The 17,815-nt window shown below is 65.5% G+C and carries 23 protein-coding genes, 1 tRNA gene and 1 riboswitch; of the genes, 14 read left to right on the top strand and 10 right to left on the bottom strand.

The window, feature by feature from the left end; translation table 11 throughout:
* Positions 1 to 8 precede the first annotated feature (8 nt).
* Complete coding sequence (kynA, locus tag BG61_RS00305; protein ID WP_081867951.1) at positions 9 to 926, top strand: tryptophan 2,3-dioxygenase; 918 nt, start codon at positions 9 to 11, stop codon at positions 924 to 926.
* A 19-nt stretch (positions 927 to 945) separates the two neighbouring features.
* On the opposite strand, the gene BG61_RS00310 is transcribed toward kynA, so the two are convergent.
* Positions 946 to 1,743: an IclR family transcriptional regulator gene (locus BG61_RS00310; RefSeq protein WP_035941024.1), complete on the bottom strand. Its 798-nt coding sequence runs from the start codon at positions 1,741 to 1,743 to the stop codon at positions 946 to 948.
* Positions 1,744 to 1,863: 120 nt separating this feature from the next.
* Here BG61_RS00310 and BG61_RS00315 point away from each other — a divergent pair, with 120 nt between their 5' ends.
* The 4 genes from BG61_RS00315 (at position 1,864) to BG61_RS00330 (ending at position 4,876) form a co-directional block, all read left to right on the top strand.
* The gene (locus BG61_RS00315) at positions 1,864 to 3,054 is read left to right on the top strand and encodes an acyl-CoA dehydrogenase (RefSeq protein ID WP_035941025.1); all 1,191 of its coding nucleotides are present in this window, start codon (positions 1,864 to 1,866) and stop codon (positions 3,052 to 3,054) included.
* 320 nt (positions 3,055 to 3,374) lie between these two features.
* Positions 3,375 to 3,677 carry an ElaB/YgaM/YqjD family protein gene (locus BG61_RS00320; RefSeq protein ID WP_035941027.1) on the top strand — a complete coding sequence of 101 codons (303 nt, stop codon included), beginning with the start codon at positions 3,375 to 3,377 and terminating at the stop codon, positions 3,675 to 3,677.
* Positions 3,678 to 3,879: 202 nt separating this feature from the next.
* A complete protein-coding gene (locus BG61_RS00325) occupies positions 3,880 to 4,260 on the top strand; it encodes a phage holin family protein (RefSeq protein ID WP_035941028.1) in 381 nt (126 codons plus the stop codon).
* A 118-nt stretch (positions 4,261 to 4,378) separates the two neighbouring features.
* Positions 4,379 to 4,876, top strand: a complete 498-nt coding sequence (locus tag BG61_RS00330; protein WP_035941029.1) for a DUF3318 domain-containing protein — start codon at positions 4,379 to 4,381, stop codon at positions 4,874 to 4,876.
* Positions 4,877 to 4,898: 22 nt separating this feature from the next.
* On the opposite strand, the gene BG61_RS00335 is transcribed toward BG61_RS00330, so the two are convergent.
* The 7 genes from BG61_RS00335 to glyA all read right to left on the bottom strand — a co-directional run bounded on the left by BG61_RS00335 (position 4,899) and on the right by glyA (position 9,493).
* Positions 4,899 to 5,366 carry a type IV pilin protein gene (locus BG61_RS00335; protein ID WP_051672205.1) on the bottom strand — a complete coding sequence of 156 codons (468 nt, stop codon included), beginning with the start codon at positions 5,364 to 5,366 and terminating at the stop codon, positions 4,899 to 4,901.
* Between the two features lie 11 nt (positions 5,367 to 5,377).
* Positions 5,378 to 5,881 (bottom strand): pilus assembly PilX family protein, encoded by a 504-nt coding sequence (locus tag BG61_RS00340; RefSeq protein ID WP_035941030.1) that lies wholly within the window; start codon positions 5,879 to 5,881, stop codon positions 5,378 to 5,380.
* Positions 5,878 to 6,669, bottom strand: a complete 792-nt coding sequence (locus tag BG61_RS00345; RefSeq protein WP_035941033.1) for a PilW family protein — start codon at positions 6,667 to 6,669, stop codon at positions 5,878 to 5,880. The genes BG61_RS00340 and BG61_RS00345 overlap by 4 nt, the downstream gene beginning before the upstream one ends.
* The gene (locus BG61_RS00350) at positions 6,666 to 7,067 is read right to left on the bottom strand and encodes a type IV pilus modification PilV family protein (RefSeq protein WP_035941034.1); all 402 of its coding nucleotides are present in this window, start codon (positions 7,065 to 7,067) and stop codon (positions 6,666 to 6,668) included. Before BG61_RS00350 ends, BG61_RS00345 begins: the two co-directional genes overlap by 4 nt.
* Complete coding sequence (locus BG61_RS00355; RefSeq protein ID WP_035941036.1) at positions 7,064 to 7,612, bottom strand: GspH/FimT family pseudopilin; 549 nt, start codon at positions 7,610 to 7,612, stop codon at positions 7,064 to 7,066. The genes BG61_RS00350 and BG61_RS00355 overlap by 4 nt, the downstream gene beginning before the upstream one ends.
* 144 nt (positions 7,613 to 7,756) lie before the next feature.
* On the bottom strand, positions 7,757 to 8,239 hold the full coding sequence (gene nrdR, locus BG61_RS00360; RefSeq protein WP_035941037.1) for a transcriptional regulator NrdR: 483 nt from the start codon (positions 8,237 to 8,239) through the stop codon (positions 7,757 to 7,759).
* A gap of 6 nt (positions 8,240 to 8,245) precedes the next feature.
* Entirely contained in the window at positions 8,246 to 9,493 is a 1,248-nt protein-coding gene (gene glyA / locus BG61_RS00365; protein WP_035941040.1) for a serine hydroxymethyltransferase, read from the bottom strand.
* A gap of 175 nt (positions 9,494 to 9,668) precedes the next feature.
* A riboswitch (ZMP/ZTP riboswitch) is annotated at positions 9,669 to 9,767 on the bottom strand.
* Positions 9,768 to 10,040: 273 nt separating this feature from the next.
* On the opposite strand from glyA, the gene ydfG reads away from it, so the two are divergent.
* The 9 genes from ydfG to BG61_RS00410 all read left to right on the top strand — a co-directional run bounded on the left by ydfG (position 10,041) and on the right by BG61_RS00410 (position 16,627).
* A complete protein-coding gene (gene ydfG, locus BG61_RS00370) occupies positions 10,041 to 10,787 on the top strand; it encodes a bifunctional NADP-dependent 3-hydroxy acid dehydrogenase/3-hydroxypropionate dehydrogenase YdfG (protein WP_035941042.1) in 747 nt (248 codons plus the stop codon).
* A gap of 52 nt (positions 10,788 to 10,839) precedes the next feature.
* On the top strand, positions 10,840 to 11,322 hold the full coding sequence (ybgC, locus tag BG61_RS00375) for a tol-pal system-associated acyl-CoA thioesterase (RefSeq protein ID WP_051672206.1): 483 nt from the start codon (positions 10,840 to 10,842) through the stop codon (positions 11,320 to 11,322).
* Positions 11,323 to 11,480: 158 nt separating this feature from the next.
* A complete protein-coding gene (gene tolQ, locus BG61_RS00380) occupies positions 11,481 to 12,158 on the top strand; it encodes a protein TolQ (protein WP_035941045.1) in 678 nt (225 codons plus the stop codon).
* A 10-nt stretch (positions 12,159 to 12,168) separates the two neighbouring features.
* Positions 12,169 to 12,615, top strand: coding sequence for a protein TolR (gene tolR, locus BG61_RS00385; RefSeq protein ID WP_035941050.1), 447 nt, complete (start codon positions 12,169 to 12,171; stop codon positions 12,613 to 12,615).
* Positions 12,612 to 13,664: a cell envelope integrity protein TolA gene (gene tolA / locus BG61_RS00390; protein ID WP_035941051.1), complete on the top strand. Its 1,053-nt coding sequence runs from the start codon at positions 12,612 to 12,614 to the stop codon at positions 13,662 to 13,664. Before tolR ends, tolA begins: the two co-directional genes overlap by 4 nt.
* A 107-nt stretch (positions 13,665 to 13,771) precedes the next feature.
* Complete coding sequence (gene tolB, locus BG61_RS00395) at positions 13,772 to 15,064, top strand: Tol-Pal system beta propeller repeat protein TolB (protein ID WP_035941052.1); 1,293 nt, start codon at positions 13,772 to 13,774, stop codon at positions 15,062 to 15,064.
* A 51-nt stretch (positions 15,065 to 15,115) separates the two neighbouring features.
* Positions 15,116 to 15,628 (top strand): peptidoglycan-associated lipoprotein Pal, encoded by a 513-nt coding sequence (gene pal, locus BG61_RS00400; protein WP_035941054.1) that lies wholly within the window; start codon positions 15,116 to 15,118, stop codon positions 15,626 to 15,628.
* 26 nt (positions 15,629 to 15,654) lie between these two features.
* Positions 15,655 to 16,404, top strand: a complete 750-nt coding sequence (gene ybgF, locus BG61_RS00405; protein ID WP_035941056.1) for a tol-pal system protein YbgF — start codon at positions 15,655 to 15,657, stop codon at positions 16,402 to 16,404.
* 147 nt (positions 16,405 to 16,551) lie between these two features.
* Positions 16,552 to 16,627 (top strand) — tRNA-Lys (locus BG61_RS00410).
* A 131-nt stretch (positions 16,628 to 16,758) separates the two neighbouring features.
* Here BG61_RS00410 and BG61_RS00415 read toward each other — a convergent pair.
* The gene (locus BG61_RS00415; protein WP_063740947.1) at positions 16,759 to 17,217 is read right to left on the bottom strand and encodes a hypothetical protein; all 459 of its coding nucleotides are present in this window, start codon (positions 17,215 to 17,217) and stop codon (positions 16,759 to 16,761) included.
* 14 nt (positions 17,218 to 17,231) lie between these two features.
* Positions 17,232 to 17,759, bottom strand: a complete 528-nt coding sequence (bamE, locus tag BG61_RS00420) for an outer membrane protein assembly factor BamE domain-containing protein (protein ID WP_051672207.1) — start codon at positions 17,757 to 17,759, stop codon at positions 17,232 to 17,234.
* Positions 17,760 to 17,815 lie beyond the last annotated feature (56 nt).

A 17,815-nucleotide genomic window follows, 5' to 3' on the forward strand; every position in this document is an offset into this window, starting at 1 on the left:
ACAACGACATGACAAGAACCACTTCCGGCTGCCCGATGGGGTACGCAGCCACCGCAGGATCGCCCAAGGACGAAAGCGGGAACAAGCCCCCTGCCGAGCAGGGCAAGGAAGGCTGGCACGACGCACAGCTCGATTTCTCGGAATCGATGAGCTACGGCGATTATTTGTCGCTCGACTCGATCCTGTCGGCGCAGCATCCGCTTTCGCCCGACCACAACGAGATGCTCTTCATCGTCCAGCATCAGACAAGCGAACTCTGGATGAAGCTCGCCCTCTACGAACTGCGCGCGGCGCTCGCGGCCGTGCATCGCGACGACCTGCAGCCCGCGTTCAAGATGCTCGCGCGGGTGTCACGGATTTTCGAGCAGCTGGTGCAGGCGTGGAACGTCCTCTCGACGATGACGCCGTCCGAATACACGGCAATGCGCCCCTATCTGGGGGCATCGTCGGGCTTCCAGTCGCATCAGTACCGGCAGATCGAATTCGTGCTCGGCAACAAGAACGAGCAGATGCTCAAGCCTTACGCACACCGGCCGGCGATTCTCGCCGAAGTGCAGGCGACACTCGAAGCGCCCTCGTTCTACGACGAGGTGATCCGCCTGCTGGCGAAGCGCGGCTTTCCGATCGCGCCCGCGCGCCTGAACCGCGACTGGACGCAGCCGACGGAGCACGATCCCTCGGTGGAGGCGGCGTGGCTCACGGTGTATCGCGAGCCGTCGAAGCACTGGGAGCTTTACGAGATGGCGGAGGAACTCGTCGATCTGGAAGACGCATTTCGTCAGTGGCGGTTTCGCCATGTGACGACCGTCGAGCGGATCATCGGCTTCAAGCAGGGAACCGGCGGGACGAACGGCGCGCCGTATCTGCGCAAGATGCTCGATGTCGTGCTCTTCCCCGAGCTTTGGCACGTGCGCACGGTGCTGTGAGCAACAGGCGCGGCGCGCGCTACGCGAGCCGCGCCGCCAGCGCCCTCAGCTTCGGCCCGATCACCTGACGAAAGAAATCCTCCCCCATCGACGACGCCGGCCCGCTGCTGCTCAGCACGAGCCACCGCCCGTTGCGGACATCCCGGAACGGCGCGGCGATCGCGTTGACGTCGTCGTGCCAGTCGCGAAACGAATAGCAGCAGCCGTCGCGGGCAAAATCCTTCACCGCCTCCCCGGCCGCCCTCACCAGCGCGGGGGCGTCTTCTCCGGCCGCTTCGGCCAATTTCGCCAGTTCCGCCAGGAGCGCTGCGCGCGCCGCCGGCTCCTGAACCGCGAGGTACGCGCGGCCCATCGAACTCGTCAGCATCGACAGGCGCGATCCGGGCGCGAGGCCGAGCGTCAGCGCCGTCTCGCTGCGGATGGTTTCCAGATAGATCATGTCGAACCCGTCGCGGCAGCCGAGCGACACCGCCGCCCCGATCTCGCGCGCGAGTTCGCGCATGTGCGGCCGCGCAAGCTCCAGCGTGTCGGCACCCGCCAGCAGCGCGAATCCGAGCGACAGCACGCCGGTATCGAGCGCGTACTTGCCCGCGGCTTCGTCGAAGCGCAGGTAGCCGAGCGTGGTGAGCGTGTAGGCGAGGCGGTTGACCGTCGCCTTCGGCAGGCCGGTGCGCTCGACGAAATCGCGGTTGCCGAGCAGAACCTCGCCCGGCCGGAACGCGCGCAAAAGCTCCAGCCCGCGCGCCAGCGCGACGACGAACTTGCGCTCGTCGAGCCCCTCCGACGATGCGAAATTACGGATGGAAGTCGTCGACATCGAGTGCTACACTCCACGTTGATTTGCAAAACATTGTTCTGCATAGCGGAACTGAAGTCAAGCAGAGTTGCGCCGATCGTCTGGAAAGCGGCGCTTGTCGATGAAATCAGGAGAAAGCACATGGCCGACGCCGCCCGATTCAACTGGGAAGATCCGCTGCTGCTCGACCAGCAGTTGACCGACGAAGAACGCATGATCCGCGACGCTGCCCGCGCTTACGCGCAGGACAAGCTCGCGCCGCGCGTGCTCGCCGCCTTCCGCGAGGAAAAGACCGATCCGGCGATCTTCCGCGAAATGGGCGAACTCGGGCTGCTCGGCCCGACGATCCCCGAGCAGTACGGCGGACCCGGTCTCAACTACGTGAGCTACGGCCTGATCGCGCGCGAGGTGGAGCGGGTGGATTCGGGATACCGCTCGATGATGTCGGTGCAGTCGTCGCTCGTGATGGTGCCGATCAACGCCTTCGGCACCGACGCGCAGAAGGAAAAATATCTGCCAAAGCTCGCGACGGGCGAATGGATCGGCTGCTTCGGCCTGACCGAGCCGAACGCCGGCTCCGACCCGGCCAGCATGACCACGCGCGCGAAGAAGGTGAACGGCGGCTATTCGCTGTCGGGATCGAAGATGTGGATCTCGAATTCGCCGATCGCGGACGTGTTCGTCGTCTGGGCGAAGCTCGAAGAGGATGGCCGCGACGACATCCGCGGCTTCATTCTGGAGAAGGGCTGGAAGGGGCTGTCGGCGCCCGCGATTCACGGCAAGGTCGGCTTGCGTGCGTCGATCACCGGCGAAATCGTGATGGACGAAGTGTTCGTGCCCGAAGACAACCTGATGCCGAACGTGCGCGGCCTGAAAGGCCCGTTCACGTGCCTCAACTCGGCGCGCTACGGCATCGCGTGGGGCGCGCTCGGCGCGGCCGAGGCGTGCTGGCACACGGCTCGCCAGTACACGCTCGATCGCAAGCAGTTCGGCCGGCCGCTCGCCGCCAACCAGCTGGTTCAGAAGAAACTCGCCGACATGCAGACCGAAATCACGCTCGGCCTGCAGGGCGTGCTGAGGCTCGGCCGCATGAAGGACGAAGGTACGGCGGCCGTCGAGATCACCTCGATCATGAAGCGCAATTCGTGCGGCAAGGCGCTCGATATCGCCCGGCTCGCCCGCGACATGCTGGGCGGCAACGGCATTTCCGACGAATTCGGCGTCGCACGGCATCTGGTGAATCTGGAAGTGGTGAATACGTACGAAGGCACGCACGACATTCATGCGCTGATTCTGGGCCGCGCGCAGACCGGTATTCAGGCGTTTTTCTGACCGTCTCGGCGTCCTCTCGAAAAAGCCAACGCGTTGTTTGCGTTGGCTTTTTCTTTGGGCGGCAGGTTTGCGCGCCGGTGAGCGGCGGCGCTCGTGCTCCGATCATTCCCGCGTCCCGGTTGTAATTTTTCGGACACGCACCTGAAACTTTTACGGGCCAGATCGTCTCCATTCTCAACGTGTGCACGCCGGAACCCCCACACCGGCGACGCAGCGGGAACAAAACGTGCGCACCGAGCCTTTCGAAGGCGTCCATGGGCGCTCGTCAGCGACCGCATCTTTGGTTACGATTCGCGTAGCCTTACCGATTGGAGTCATCAATGTCAGAAATCAACAAGGAGCGATTCATGTCGGATATCAAAACCGTTCTCTCCGATGCGGAAGACCTGCTGAAGCAGGCCGCCAGCGCCACCGGCGAGCGTGCATCCGAGCTGCGCGAGACCGCTCTGACCCGGTTGAAGCAAGCGAAGGAAAAAGCCGCGGACGCACAGGTGGTGGTCGTGGAAAGGGGCAAGAAAGCAGCGCGCGCAACCGACGACTACGTGCACGAACATCCGTGGGCGTCGATCGGCATCGCGGCGGGCGTCGGCGTGCTGATCGGCTTGCTGATCAACCGCCGCTGACAAGGCCCGCAGTGGCCCGCTGATTGCTGGAGCCGTTATCAGACGCTGTTGTCACCAGTTGCTGCCAACGGCTCCGGACGGCGAGCGCGTGACGCGCTCGCCGTCCGAATCGTTCACGCCGGCCGGCTCCGCTCTCGGACCGGCTGGAACCATGCAGCGCCACCGCCACCCAACGCCACCAACGCGCTCCCGAGCCCAAGCCATGACGACTGAACGGCAATCGCAGCAATCGCCCCCCGGACCGTTGCGCCGAATCCTGAGCTCCGCCTTCTCGATCTTCGAGACGCGGCTGGAGCTGATCGGCATCGAGTTGCAGGAAGAGAAGGACCGCCTGATCGCGGTGCTGTTCCTGGGTCTCGCGGCCATGATGCTGTCGATGATGGCGCTCATCACGCTGACGGTTCTGATCGCCATATTTTTCTGGGATACGTACCGCTGGCAGTCGCTCGCGGGAATTACCGTCGCCTATGCGCTGGTCGCGGCCTTTTGCGGATTGCGCGCGCGCAGCGGCCTGCGCGATGCGCCGAACATGTTCGACGAGACGCTCTCCGAGTTTCGCAAGGATCGCAATACGTTTCGCTAAGCATTTCCCTGCACGTTTCGCCGAGTTTCCCGGGTAAGGGCCGAGGGCCGAGCCGGGAAACTGCGCCGGGAAGCCGCCCTTCCCTCACCACCGCCGACATCCAACGAGTCGCCCGACCATGAGCCAAAACGACGACACCTTCAAGGCACAGAAGCGAACGCAGGCCCACAAGCTCAGCACGCCGCACATGCGCGCCCTGAGGAAGGAACTGCTGATCGCGCGTGCGGACGTCGAGCGCATGGAACTCGCGCAGGCGAGCGCCGATCTGCGTCACTCCGTCAAGAATTTCAGCGTTCTCAAGTTTCTCGTGCCCGGCCGCTCGGGCAAGGGCTGGGGCAAACGCGCGGCGGCTGGCAGCGGCATTGGCGGCATGTTGAGCGGACTGCTCGGCGGCGGCAACCTCACCGGCCTGCTCAAGCAGTATCCGGTACTGAGTTCGCTTGCTTCCCTCATCCTCACAAAACCGGTACGCACGAAGCTCCTGCGCAGCACCAAGCCGGTGCTCAAATGGGGCGGTCTCGGGCTGCTCGCCTGGGAAGCCTATCGCGTCTGGAAACAGATGAAGGCGACATCTACCGAAACGTCGTCGGACGCCGTCGATCCGACCGTTTTCTGAGCGCTTCATCGGTAGCTGCGCTTCATCGGCTGCTCCAGCAGGCGGCCGCCTCGCTTGCCCCGAGTTCGGCGCCGGCGCGGTTTGCGCGCGTCCCGGTCGCATCGATGATGAATATGCCGCACGCGTCGTCCTGCATCGCACCTTGCGACACGGGCTCGGCTTCGATCGCATAGCCGCCGTTCGTCGCGGATTCCGCCCGAAGACGCAGCCGATAGACGGCCGTGCCGCTGCCCGGCGCCTGGTCGACGCCCGACGGCAGCGCCGCCGGTGCGCCGCCTCCCGCCGTCTCGCCAATCCGCGCAGACTCGACGAACTGCGCCGCGCGATACAGCGCCGCAGCCGCTTCCATCCGATGCGCCTTCGCCGCATGCGAGCGATAGGCGGGAATCGCGAACGTCGCGATGATCGCCGCGACGCCGAGCGCGATCATCAATTCGAGCAGCGTGAAGCCGTGCACGAAGCCCTTCTTGCGCGTACCCCATCCAGTCATGGCCATCCCCTTCAAAACGGTCGCGCGACGACGCGCCGCCAGCGGCGCGTGACGGCGATCCCCGTGATTTCCACTTGCATCTGCAGCCACGCCTCGGCACCGGGCGTCGAGCCGAAGCCGCGCGCCGTCAGCAGGTACGCGCGTGCATCGCCTTGCGCGGACCGGGACCACGCTTCGATCAGACATTGCGGCGGCCGGGCGGCGTTCGGCCAGACGGCGAAAGGCGTGATGGCGGCCGCGCCCGGTCCCTCGAAGGAGGCCTTGAGGCGCCATCGGCCCGGCTCGTCCGTCGACACGCGTTCGCCGGGCTGGGCGGAATCGATCGCGATCCGGCTGCAGCGGATGAGCGCGCTGTCCGCGCCGTGAAACGCCTGAATGCGCTCGCCCAGGCTCGCGGCCGTGCGGGTCACGACGATCGCCGATTCGAGCCACGCGCCGGCCGTGACGAGCATCATCGAGGAGAGCAGCAGCACGATCGGCAGGACCGTGCCGCGCGACTTCGCACCTGGTTTCACCGTGCCCTCCCGTCGCCGGGATCGTCGAAGGTGTGCGCATTTCGTATCGCCACGCGCCGCCAGAACGCCTGGCGCGCCCGCGCATCCGCCGCGACTGCAGGCAGGCCGTCGCAATCGACGAAATTCGCCCGCGGCGATGTGACGTGCACCTCGCCGCGCACGAGCACGCAGATATCGGCCGCGACGACCGAAGGCCAGTGATCACGCCCGATCGACGCCGCATCGACGGCGGTGGCCGCGTCCTTCAGCCAAAAGCCGATGCGCAGCCGCTCGACGCCTTCCACGACCGGCTGCGCCTGCTTGCCGGCGCCTTCGCAGTACAGCTCGGGCTCGCCGGTGGACGCACTCGCCTTCGCGTAGAACCCGTTGACGACGTAAGGGCCGGTGGCCTGTCCGAGACAGTCGGTCGGCGCGCCCGAGGCCGACGGCCACGTGGAGACGGCGTCCGCCGCGTAGCGGACGAGCACGCCGTCCGAGCGGCTCGCAAGCGATTCGCAGGCCGGTGACGCGTCCGCGCCGCTCACGCGCCCTTGCGAGCAGCCGAAGAGCGCCGGGCCGGCGTCGTCGCCCGGCGGCGCGAACGCGGCCATTTGCAACTGCTGGCCGACGAGATCGAGCGCGGCGGTAGCGGCGTCGTGCATGCGCACGATGTCGGCGGAACGCTCATGCGACGCGCGCTGCCCGCGATAGAGCGAAAGCGCCGCGACGACGACGAGCATCGCGAGCGCCATCGAAATCGTGAGTTCGAGGAGCGTGTGGCCGCGCGCGGCGGCAATCCGCGCGCTCATCGTGCGAACGCCACGGCGATGCAGGCCGAATTGGCCCGCACCGGCGGTTCGGCGCATCGATCGGCGCCGTCGGCCGCGTGCCAGCTCACGACCGCGACGCGCACGCCGTCGGCCCGATCGAGCACGTCGACTTCGCCTTCGGGCAGCATCGACGCGGCTCGCGCGCGCCACTGCGATACGGCCGGCGCGCGATCCGCGTCGCGCCGGATCGCTTCCGCCACGGAATCCGCGACTAGCGCCGCGCGCTCGCGGGCGAGCAGCGCGCGCTCGCTACGCGCGAGCCAGGTCTGCGCGGCGATCAGGCCGAGCGCGGTAATGGCGGTCAGCGACAGCGCGATCATCACTTCGAGCAGCGAATCGCCGCGCTCGCCCGCCCGGTGGCTTGCGTTCGCATTCATGCGCCCGCTCCGCAGGCGCCCGCCGTCAGGCGCGGGCGTCCCCCGGCGGCAAGCCGGATGCACCGGTTCGAATGCGCGGACGCCGCGAGCCTGCTGTTGCGCGCGCTGAAATCGAAGCTGCGAAAGCCGCCGATCACCTGCCCCGCCGGCGGCGTGAATGACAGGTCGGTCGTGGCGCCCGCGATGGCGATCGAAGGCGCGGGCGGCTGCGCGCGCAACAGCATCGGAGCGCCCTCGCGCTCGACGAATAGGGCCCAGCCACACGACCAGTCCGCCGTGCCGCCCTCGCAGGACTTACCCGGCGCGAGGCACCGGCGCGACGCGTCGATCCGGCACAGCGTCACGCGCACGCCGCGTTTCACGGCCTCCGAGCGCGCGAGAACGAGCGTCGACATCAGCGCTCGGGCGCGGGCGTCGACCTGATCGCGCAGATGCCACGCGACGAACGACGGCGTCGCGAACGTCGCGACGATCGCCATGACGGCAAGCACGACGGACAGCTCGACAAGCGTGAAGCCAGGGGAAAATCGGCGCGTCATCTGCATCCCTCATCGATCGAGTGAAACCAGCGCTCAATCTAGTGAGAAAGGACGGCCGCCGCCATCGGCCGAATGGCCGACTGCCGGACGCGCAAAAACCCCGACAGACTGTCGAAGCCAACACGCACAGGAGGGGAAATGAGCAAACGCTCAGCGCTTGCGGGAACTCGGTTTCTTTGGCGCGGCGCGCCGGAATTCGTCGAGTACGTCTTCGAATTCGGACACGTCTTCGAAGCGCTTGTAGACGGACGCGAAACGCACGTAGGCGATCGTGTCCAGTTGGCGAAGCTCGTTCATCACCAGTTCGCCGAGCCGCTCGCTGCGAACCTCGCGCTCGCCGCTGCCGAGCAGCTGGTATTCGATTCGCGCCACCGCAGCGTCGATCGCGTCCGCCGCCACCGGACGCTTTCTCAGCGCCAGTTGCATGCTCGCGACGATCTTCGCGCGATCGAATTCGGTGCGACTGCCATCTTTCTTGACGACCGACGGCAACGCCAGCTCGACCCGCTCGTACGTCGTGAAACGCTTGTCGCAGGCCGGGCAGCGGCGCCGCCGCCGGATCGCCGCGCCGTCCTCGGACACGCGCGAGTCGACCACCTGCGTGTCGTCGTGCCGGCAGAAAGGGCAGCGCATCGTCGCTCAGCCGTAGACCGGGAACTGCCTGGTCAGCTCGGCGACCTTCGTGCGCACGCGCTCGAGGTTCGCCTGGTCTTCCGGGTTGTCCAGCACATCGGCGATCAGGTTGCCGACGATTTCCGCTTCCTTCACACCGAAACCGCGCGTGGTCATGGCGGGCGAGCCGAGGCGCACGCCGCTCGTGACGAACGGCTTTTCCGGGTCGTGCGGGATCGCGTTCTTGTTGACCGTGATGTGCGCGGAGCCGAGCGCGGCTTCCGCAGCCTTGCCGGTGATCTTCTTCGCCCGCAGGTCGACGAGCATCACGTGGCTTTCGGTGCGCCCCGACACGATGCGCAGGCCGCGCTTGACGAGCGTTTCAGCCAGCACGCGCGCGTTGTCCACGACGCGCTGCTGGTATTCCTTGAATTCCGGCGACAGCGCTTCCTTGAACGCAACCGCCTTGGCAGCGATCACATGCATCAGCGGGCCGCCCTGGATGCCCGGGAAGATCGCGGAATTGATCGGTTTCTCGAACTCGGCCTTCATCAGGATGACGCCGCCGCGCGGGCCGCGCAGGCTCTTGTGCGTCGTGGTCGTGACGAAGTCGGCGTGCGGCACCGGGTTCGGATAGACGCCCGCGGCGATGAGACCCGCGTAGTGCGCCATGTCGACCATGAAATACGCGCCGACGCTCTTCGCGATCTGCGACAGCCGCTCGAAGTCGATCTTCAGCGCAAACGCCGACGCGCCCGCGACGATCAGCTTAGGCTTGTGTTCCTTGGCGAGCTCCTCGGTGCGGCCGTAGTCGATGTCTTCGGCTTCGTTCAGGCCGTAGCTCACGACGTTGAACCATTTACCCGACATGTTCACGGGCGAGCCGTGCGTCAGGTGGCCGCCTTCGGCGAGGCTCATGCCCATGATCGTGTCGCCGGGCTTGAGCATCGCGAAGAACACGCCCTGGTTGGCCTGCGAGCCGGAGTTCGGCTGCACGTTCGCGGCCTCGGCGCCGAAGAGCTGCTTCACGCGGTCGATGGCGAGCTGCTCGACGATGTCGACGTATTCGCACCCGCCGTAATACCGCTTGCCGGGATAGCCTTCCGCGTACTTGTTGGTGAGTTGCGAGCCCTGCGCGGCCATGACGGCCGGGCTCGTGTAATTTTCCGACGCGATCAACTCGATGTGATCTTCCTGGCGGCGGTTTTCCTGCTCGATTGCCTTGAACAGTTCGGGATCGACGTTCGCGATGGTGCTGCTGGCTTTGTCAAACATACGTTTTCCGTTAGATCTCAACAGGTTGACCGGATCGCGCGTGCGCGGGCATGGCTGCATCACATGACGTGGCGGCACGTGGCGCAGGGTGCGGGAGAGGTCCTGGCGTGGCGGAAGGAAGACTCCGGTCACGCGAGACGGACAGCCACCGGCAACGCAGCGACGGCGCGCGGATCTCAGCTGCCCAGGCGAACGGCAAAACGATGCTCCGCGCTTCCCGGTGGGTCGTTCCACCTTGAATCCGAAGATTCTATCGCCAGTCACGCGGAGTTTGAGCGTTGTAGTTTAATGGCGGCCGTCCGAATAGGCAATGCAGGCAATCGCGCGCCGGCGCCCCGCCCGCCGGCGCCGGGCACGGGCCGCCCGCGGCCCCGGACCGGCCGCCGTGACCGCCCGAAATCGATCGTTCGTGCACAATCGGCCCCAGCCCGCCGCCGTTCCCGCGGCTTGCCGCGCCGCACCATTGGAAGTACGCTGTGCGCCGTTGCCCGGCGCGCCCGCGCGCCGGGCCGGCATTCTTTCCCTCACCCAACACCGGAATCCGCTCATGATCGTATTCGTCACTGGCGCGTCCGCCGGCTTCGGCGCCGCCATCGCCCGCACCTTCGTAAAGGGCGGCCATCGCGTGATCGCCACGGCCCGCCGCAAGGACCGGCTGCAAGCCCTGTCGAACGAACTCGGCGACGCGCTCCTGCCGCTCGAACTCGATGTCCGCGACGAGCGCGCCATCGCATCCGCAATCGCCTCGCTGCCGGAGGCGTTCTCGCAAATCGACGTGCTCGTCAACAACGCCGGCCTCGCGCTCGGCCTCGAACCCGCCCAGCGCGCGAATCTCGACGACTGGAAGGACATGATCGACACGAACTGCACGGGCCTCGTCGCGGTGACGCACGCGCTCTTGCCCGGCATGGTCGAGCGCAATCGCGGCCACGTGTTCAACCTGGGCTCGGTCGCGGGCACCTATCCGTACGCGGGCGGCAACGTCTACGGCGCGACCAAGGCCTTCGTGCGGCAATTCAGTCTGAACCTGCGCTCGGACCTGGCGGGCACCGCGCTGCGCGTGACCGACATCGAGCCGGGCCTGTGCGGCGGCACCGAATTCTCCAGCGTGCGCTTCAAGGGCGACGACCAGAAAGCGGCCAATGTGTACAAGGACATGCAGCCGCTGATGCCGCAGGACATCGCCGACGCGATCTACTGGATCGCCACGCGCCCGGCGCACGTGAACGTCAATGCAATCGAAATCATGCCGATCGCGCAGACCTTCGCACCGTTGCAGATTCATCGCGGCTGATGGGCGGATTTGGCGACCCGTGCGCGGGTTCCGGTAAAATAAGCGGATGAATATGTCCAGCAGCGAGCCTCAGCCGGCGAACGACCCGTTGATTTTCGAGTGGCCGATCCGCGTGTACTACGAGGACACCGACGCCGGCGGCATCGTCTTCTACGCGAACTACCTGAAGTTTTTCGAACGGGCGCGCACCGAATGGCTGCGCGCCTGCGGCATCGATCAGCAGAAGCTCATCGAGTCGGACGGCGTGGTGTTCGTCGTCAAGCGCACGGCAGTCGATTACTCGGCGCCCGCGCGGCTCGACGACATGGTCCGGATCGTCAGCCGGATCGAGCGGCTCGGCCGCGCATCGGTCGATTTTCACCAGGAGGCGTGGCGCGACGGCGTGCTGCTCGCGGCCGGCGACATCCGGGTGGCATCGGTCGATCACGCGTCGATCCGTCTCACCGGCATTCCCGCTGCGGTTCTCGCCGGACTGAAGCGCGGCCCGTCGCCGGCGGGCGCATCGGACGGCGGCGCGCGCGTGAACACCGTTTGAAACAGCCAATGAACTCGTATCGATCTGAACAGCACTAAGACTGCGGTGCGCAAGCAGCACCGAGCATGAGCCGGCAGCGGCCGAGACTTTCCATTGCTTGACGAAAGCCTGACACGCCCTGACCGGACGCCCCTTCCGGGACGTTACAGCGGACCTTTATGAACACTACACAAGACCTGTCGATCGTTTCTCTCGTCATTCATGCGAGCCTGCTGGCCCAGGCCGTCATGGCGCTGCTCCTGATACTGTCTCTGCTCTCGTGGACGTTCATATTCCGCAAGTGGTTCGCCATCCGGCGCGCCCGCGCTCAAACCGAGCGTTTCGAGCGCGATTTCTGGTCGGGCGGCGATCTCCAGGCGCTGTACCAGAGCGCGGCCAATAACCGTCACACCATCGGCGCGCTCGAGCGCATCTTCGAATCCGGCATGCGCGAATTCCTGAAAGGCAAGGAGCGCCGCATCACCGACCCGGGCGCGATCCTCGACGGCTCGCGCCGCGCGATGCGCGCCGCCTTCCAGCGCGAAATGGACGTCCTCGAAGCGAATCTCGCGTTTCTCGCGTCCGTCGGCTCGGTGAGCCCGTACATCGGCCTGTTCGGCACGGTCTGGGGGATCATGAACTCGTTCCGCGGCCTGGCCAACGTGCAGCAGGCGACGCTCGCGAACGTGGCGCCCGGCATCGCCGAGGCGCTGGTCGCGACCGCCATCGGTCTTTTCGCCGCCATTCCGGCCGTCGTCGCGTACAACCGCTACGCGCACGACATCGACCGCCTGGCGATCCGCTTCGAGACCTTCATCGAAGAGTTCTCGAACATCCTGCAGCGTCAGGCGCACTAAGGAGTCCGCGATGGCCGGAGGCCCCACCCGTTCCAGCATGCGCGGCAGCTCGCGCCGCGCGATGTCCGACATCAACGTCGTGCCGTATATCGACGTGATGCTCGTGCTGCTCGTCATCTTCATGGTGACGGCGCCGCTCGTCTCGCCGTCGATCATCAACCTGCCGACCGTCGGCAACGCGCAGCCGCAGGAGCAGACCCCGCCGCTCGTCGTCAACATCAAGGCTGACGGCAGCATGAACGTGCGCTATAAGGAAGACGGCGGCGCGGCGCAGCAGCAGAACATGACGAAGGAACAGCTCAACACGTTCGTGCTCAACCGGCAGGAGTCCCATCCGGACCAGCCCGTCGTGATCGCAGCCGACAAGACCGTGAAGTATGAAGTCGTAATGAACGTGATGTCCGACATGAAAGCGCGCGGCGTCAAACGCGTCGGATTGCTAGTCAAATCGCAATGAGCAACCGGCAGAACCGCGCCCGACCCATTCGACCGCCGCGCGAGCGCGGCACGTGGAAAGCGTTCGCGCTCGCCGCGCTGATGCATCTGCTGCTCGGCTGGCTGCTGTATCACGGCATCAACTGGCAGAACAACACGCCGGCCGGATCCGAAGCCGAATTGTGGACGGAGATTCCCGACCTCAGCACGCCGACGCCCCGCCCCGCTCCGCCGCCGCCCGCGCCGGTCAAGGTGCAGCCCGCGCCGCCGCCCGCGAAGGACGAAGAGGCCGACATCGCGCTGCAGGAAAAGAAGCGCAAGCAGCAGGAAGCGGCGGCCCGCGAGGCGCAGCTCGCGGAGCAGCGCCGCCAGCAGCAGGAAGCACAGCAGCAGGCCGAGGAAAAGCGCCAGCAGCAGCTCGCCGCGCAGCAGGCGGCCGCCCTCGCCGCGCAGAAGGCGGCGCAGGAAAAGCAGAAGCAGGCCGACAAGCAGAAGCAGGTCGATCAGCAGAAGCAGCAGCAGCAACTGAAGGCGCAGCAGGAAAAGGAAGCCGAGAAGGCCGAGCAGTTGAAGGAACAGAAGGAAGCCAAGGAAAAAGCCGACGCCCAGGCGAAGGCCAAAGCCGACGCCGACGCAAAGGCGAAGGAAAAGACCAAGGCCGATGCCGCGGCGAAAGCCAAGCTCGATCAGGAACGCCGCGCGCGCCTCGCGCAGTTGCAGGGGCAGGCAGGCGGCGGCACGAGCGAGAGCGGCGAAGGGCTCGCGAAGGGCGGCACGGGCAAGGGCGCGGGCGGAAATGCGACGTCGGCGGGATACGCGGAGAAGGTGCAGCGGCGCGTGCGGCCGAACATCGTGTGGGCCGGTGAAACGGCCGGGCTGGAGACGGTGGTCGCGGTACGCTGTGCGCCGACGGGCACGCTGCTGTCGGCGACGATCCGGCAGTCGAGCGGCAACGAGCAGTGGGACCAGGCGGCGCTGCGCGCCGTCCAGCGCTCGGACCCGATGCCGGTCGACATCAACGGTCAGGCGCCCGCGGCCTTCACGATCACGCTGCGCCCGGCCGGAGGCTGATGGAGGGCCGATCGAAGGGACGCGCCCGAGCGGGAACGAATCGTGCAGCCGCCGGTCTGTTCTGCAGTCTCGGATAGTTAAAAATTGCTTTTGGGAACCTATACAGCATGAGTTTGATGACGAAGCTTGGCCTGAGAACACTGGTGGCGTCGTGCCTGATCGCCGCCGGCACCGCTGCGAATGCGCAGTTGAACGTACTCGTGACCGGCGTCGGTTCGACCCAGTTTCCGATCGCCACCGCCAATTTCGCGAACGAGGCGAATTCGCCGCAGCAGGTCAGCGCCATCGTCCGCCAGGATCTGGCACGCAGCGGCAAGTTCACGAACATCGAAGCGGGCAGCACGCCGGTCTCGGAGACCGATTCCGTCGATCTCGGCAGCTGGAAGGCAAAGGGCGCTGACGCGTTCGTGTCCGGCAGCGTGACACGGCTCGCGAACGGCCAGTACGAAGTGCGCTTCCGCCTCTACGACACGGTCAAGCAGCAGAGCCTCGGCGGCCTGTCGCTCGTCAGTCCCGAAAGCGGCCTGCGCATGAGCGCGCACAAGGTGGCCGACTACATTTACGCGAAGCTTCTCGGCTCCCGCGGCGTGTTCGCCACGCGCCTCTCCTACGTCATCCAGACGGGCAACCGCTATCAGTTGCAGATTTCCGATTCCGACGGCCAGGACGCGCGCATCGCGCTGTCCAGCCCGGAGCCGATCATCTCGCCGGCGTGGTCGCCTGACGGCACGAAAGTCGCGTACGTCTCGTTCGAGAAGAAGAAGCCGGTCGTGTACATTCACGATCTGCCGACGGGCAAGCGCGTCGTCGTGTCGAATCAAAAGGGCAACAACAGCGCGCCGGCGTGGTCGCCGGACGGCCGCAAGCTCGCGGTCGCGCTGTCGCGTACGGGCAACACCCAGATTTTCGAAGTCAACGCCGACGGTAGCGGTTTGCGCCGTCTCACCCAGGGCAGCTCCATCGATACGGAGCCGGCCTACTCTCCTGATGGCAATTCGATCTATTTCACGAGCGACCGCGGCGGCCAGCCCCAGATCTACAAGATGTCCGCGAACGGCGAAAGCGCCGGCGCGGCACAGCGTGTAACCTTCACGGGCAACTACAATACAAGCCCGCGCGTGAGCCCGGACGGCAAGCAGCTTGCGTACATTTCGCGCACTGGCGGCGGCTTCAAGCTGTACCTGCAGGACCTCGGGTCCGGTACCGCGACGGGACTGACCGACACGACGCATGACGAATCGCCCAGCTTCGCGGCGAATGGTCAGTACATCCTCTACGCCACCCAGGTGAACGGGCGTGGCGTGTTGGCAGCCGTTTCGACCGACGGTCGTACGCGGCAAGTCTTGTCCGTGCAGGGCGGCATCGTTCGCGAGCCGTCCTGGGGTCCGTTCATGCAATAACCTGATGCAATCCTCATGGATTCGTTACGCAATAACACAAGGAGAGTAACCATGATGTCGAAACTTCGTATCGGCTTTGCAGTCGCGATGGTCGGCGCGCTGGCCGCATGTCACTCGGGCGTGAAGCTCGATGAAGGCGCGAATGCAAACAAGGGCGCGATTGGTACGCAACCGAATCCGACGGACGTGAAGCAGGTCAACGTCGATCCGCTGAACGATCCGAACAGCCCGCTGGCGAAGCGCAGCATCTATTTCGATTTCGACAGCTATGCTGTAAAGGACGACTACCAGCCGCTCCTGCAGCAGCACTCGACGTATCTGAAGGGCCACCCTGAGCGCCGTGTCCTGATCCAGGGCAACACCGACGAGCGCGGCACGAGCGAGTACAACCTGGCGCTCGGCCAGAAGCGTGCTGAAGCCGTGCGTCGCGCGATGTCGCTGATGGGCGTCGCCGATACGCAGATGGAAGCCGTGAGCCTCGGCAAGGAAAAGCCGGTGGCGACGGGTCACGACGAAGCCGCGTGGGCACAGAACCGCCGCGCCGACCTCGTCTATCAACAGTAACGTAACCAGTACGGGTGAGTCGCCCTATGTTGTATCGCTTCCCCTCGCTGCGAGCCGTCGCAGCCGCGTGTGTCGTCGGATCGGCCTTCGTCGGCGCGCCCGCGCATGCGGGCGTCTTCGACGACAACGAAGCACGCAAGGCCGTGCTCGACCTGCGCACGAAAACGGACAGCCTGGCGAACCAGCTGTCCGCAGCCCAGCGCACGATCCTCGATCAATCGAATCGCATCGACCAGCTGAACCAGCAGGTCGCGACGCTTCGAGGCCAGAACGAGGACATGTCCAATCAGCTCGCTACGCTGCAAAAGCAGCAGAAGGACTACTACGCCGATCTCGATGCTCGGGTGAAGAAGTTCGAACCGCAGCAGCAGACAGTCGATGGCGTGCAGGGCGCTGTGCAGCCGGGCGAGACGGAAGCGTTCAACGCTGCGTCGACGCAGTTCCGTAACGGCGACTTCAAGAGTGCCGCGGCGTCGTTCAAGGCGTTCGTGGCGAAATACCCGCAGAGCCCGTACCAGCCGACCGCGCAGTATTGGCTCGGCAATGCGCTGTACGCGCAGCGCGACTACAAGGGATCGACTGCAATCTGGCAGAATCTGGTGAAAACCTATCCGACGCATCCGCGAGCACCCGAAGCACTGCTCGCTATCGCGAACAACCAGATCGAGCAGGGCCAGAAAGCGGCTGCGAAGAAGACGCTGGAACAGATCATCTCGGAGTACGCCGGTACCGAAGTCGCGCAGTCGGCACAGAGCAAGATGTCGCAGGTGAAGTAAGCGGAGGTTTTCGAGCTTTCGCGCCTCTCATTGAAAAAGCCCGCAGACCTTTGCGCTGCGGGCTTTTTCTTGTGTGCTGCCGGGGTGTTTTTTGCCTATGTCCGGGTTGACAACCCCCTCCCCGGCTGACTATAATTTTCCCTCTTTGGGTCGTTAGCTCAGCTGGTAGAGCAGCGGACTTTTAATCCGTTGGTCACAGGTTCGAATCCCGTACGGCCTACCAAAGACAAAAAGGGCTCAGCTTCGGCTGGGCCCTTTTCCGTTTACGTGCTGTGCGTGGTCCGTGTGCTGTCTGCAAACCGTGTGCAAATGCGTGCGAACCGCCGGTTGCGAATCGAGAATAAAAATCTGGCCTCAACGCCCCTTCGAACGAAACCCATCGCCCTCCGCTGACATGGCCTCGTCGCATCGCAAGGGATCGTCCAGATCATAGACCCCTGCCCGCACGCATTCCGCACACCACTCGCGCTCGATAGCCTCCGCTCGCGCCTCCCATACATGCCCGAACGCGCATTGCCAGCGCAACGGCGTAGCCGCCTCGACATGGCCGGCCAACAGCATCTTCCCTCCGCGCGCATGCGCCAGCGCGTGCAGGCGGCTGGTGCGCATCTCGCGACGCTGCGCCGCGCAGTTCATGCAGCGCACGTTCTGGGCCGCGCTGACGGCGTCGTCCCATTCATGCCCACGCCCGCAGTCCCAGTGCGATTCCCCTTCGGCGCGGGGACGCTTCGCCGCCGCCTCGCGAAATTGTGCGGCCCGCTCCGCAAGGGCGCGATGCGCGCGCTGTCTCTCTCTGAACTTGTTGTAATCCATCGATCTGACGCCGTTCAATGACGGCCGCCGCCCTCCGCCTCGGATCGCGACGTCGTCACGACGAGCCCGCTCGGGCCGAAATGGGCGTTGAACATCGCATCGCGATTCACGCCGTCCTCGAGCCAGTGCCAGCTCCAGACGCGCTCCTTCTTCAGCGGATACTCGGCGATGGTCGTCGGCTTGCCGAGGAGCCGCCGCACTTCGTCCTGCGACATGCCCGGCCTCACCTTCGCGATGTTCTCAGCAGTCAGCACCTGGGTCACCGCGACGAACCGGCCGTTCGGGTCGAGATCGACCATATACGTATTCGTGCCCGCCGGTCCGCGCGGATACTCGAGGCGCTTCGAGCCGTCAGTAAAGGTGCGCTCGGTCTCGGGTTCGCCCATCTGGTCGCGAATCTGGGCTTCGGTCGTCACGCCGGGCGTCAGATTTTTCAGCAACAGGTTGTCCGGCTTCACCGAGTTGAAAAACGACTTGAGTTTGTTCATCGCATCCGCGGCCTGCTGGTTGTCGCAGGCGGTAAGCAGCAGCGCCGCGCACATCGCGGCGAGCGTGATTTTCTTCACGTGCGGCCTCCTCTAACGTCTGGTTGAACGCG

The sequence above is a fragment of the Caballeronia glathei genome, from assembly GCF_000698595.1.
Classification (GTDB): domain Bacteria; phylum Pseudomonadota; class Gammaproteobacteria; order Burkholderiales; family Burkholderiaceae; genus Caballeronia; species Caballeronia glathei.

Coding starts and splice junctions, on each gene's coding strand:
- kynA (WP_081867951.1), top strand. CDS start 9: ATGACAAGAACCACTTCCGGCTGCCCGATGGGGTACGCAGCCACCGCA.
- BG61_RS00310 (WP_035941024.1), bottom strand. CDS start 1,743: ATGTCGACGACTTCCATCCGTAATTTCGCATCGTCGGAGGGGCTCGAC.
- BG61_RS00315 (WP_035941025.1), top strand. CDS start 1,864: ATGGCCGACGCCGCCCGATTCAACTGGGAAGATCCGCTGCTGCTCGAC.
- BG61_RS00320 (WP_035941027.1), top strand. CDS start 3,375: ATGTCAGAAATCAACAAGGAGCGATTCATGTCGGATATCAAAACCGTT.
- BG61_RS00325 (WP_035941028.1), top strand. CDS start 3,880: ATGACGACTGAACGGCAATCGCAGCAATCGCCCCCCGGACCGTTGCGC.
- BG61_RS00330 (WP_035941029.1), top strand. CDS start 4,379: ATGAGCCAAAACGACGACACCTTCAAGGCACAGAAGCGAACGCAGGCC.
- BG61_RS00335 (WP_051672205.1), bottom strand. CDS start 5,366: ATGACTGGATGGGGTACGCGCAAGAAGGGCTTCGTGCACGGCTTCACG.
- BG61_RS00345 (WP_035941033.1), bottom strand. CDS start 6,669: ATGAGCGCGCGGATTGCCGCCGCGCGCGGCCACACGCTCCTCGAACTC.
- BG61_RS00350 (WP_035941034.1), bottom strand. CDS start 7,067: ATGAATGCGAACGCAAGCCACCGGGCGGGCGAGCGCGGCGATTCGCTG.
- BG61_RS00355 (WP_035941036.1), bottom strand. CDS start 7,612: ATGCAGATGACGCGCCGATTTTCCCCTGGCTTCACGCTTGTCGAGCTG.
- nrdR (WP_035941037.1), bottom strand. CDS start 8,239: ATGCGCTGCCCTTTCTGCCGGCACGACGACACGCAGGTGGTCGACTCG.
- glyA (WP_035941040.1), bottom strand. CDS start 9,493: ATGTTTGACAAAGCCAGCAGCACCATCGCGAACGTCGATCCCGAACTG.
- ydfG (WP_035941042.1), top strand. CDS start 10,041: ATGATCGTATTCGTCACTGGCGCGTCCGCCGGCTTCGGCGCCGCCATC.
- ybgC (WP_051672206.1), top strand. CDS start 10,840: ATGTCCAGCAGCGAGCCTCAGCCGGCGAACGACCCGTTGATTTTCGAG.
- tolQ (WP_035941045.1), top strand. CDS start 11,481: ATGAACACTACACAAGACCTGTCGATCGTTTCTCTCGTCATTCATGCG.
- tolR (WP_035941050.1), top strand. CDS start 12,169: ATGGCCGGAGGCCCCACCCGTTCCAGCATGCGCGGCAGCTCGCGCCGC.
- tolA (WP_035941051.1), top strand. CDS start 12,612: ATGAGCAACCGGCAGAACCGCGCCCGACCCATTCGACCGCCGCGCGAG.
- tolB (WP_035941052.1), top strand. CDS start 13,772: ATGAGTTTGATGACGAAGCTTGGCCTGAGAACACTGGTGGCGTCGTGC.
- pal (WP_035941054.1), top strand. CDS start 15,116: ATGATGTCGAAACTTCGTATCGGCTTTGCAGTCGCGATGGTCGGCGCG.
- ybgF (WP_035941056.1), top strand. CDS start 15,655: ATGTTGTATCGCTTCCCCTCGCTGCGAGCCGTCGCAGCCGCGTGTGTC.
- BG61_RS00415 (WP_063740947.1), bottom strand. CDS start 17,217: ATGGATTACAACAAGTTCAGAGAGAGACAGCGCGCGCATCGCGCCCTT.
- bamE (WP_051672207.1), bottom strand. CDS start 17,759: ATGTGCGCGGCGCTGCTGCTTACCGCCTGCGACAACCAGCAGGCCGCG.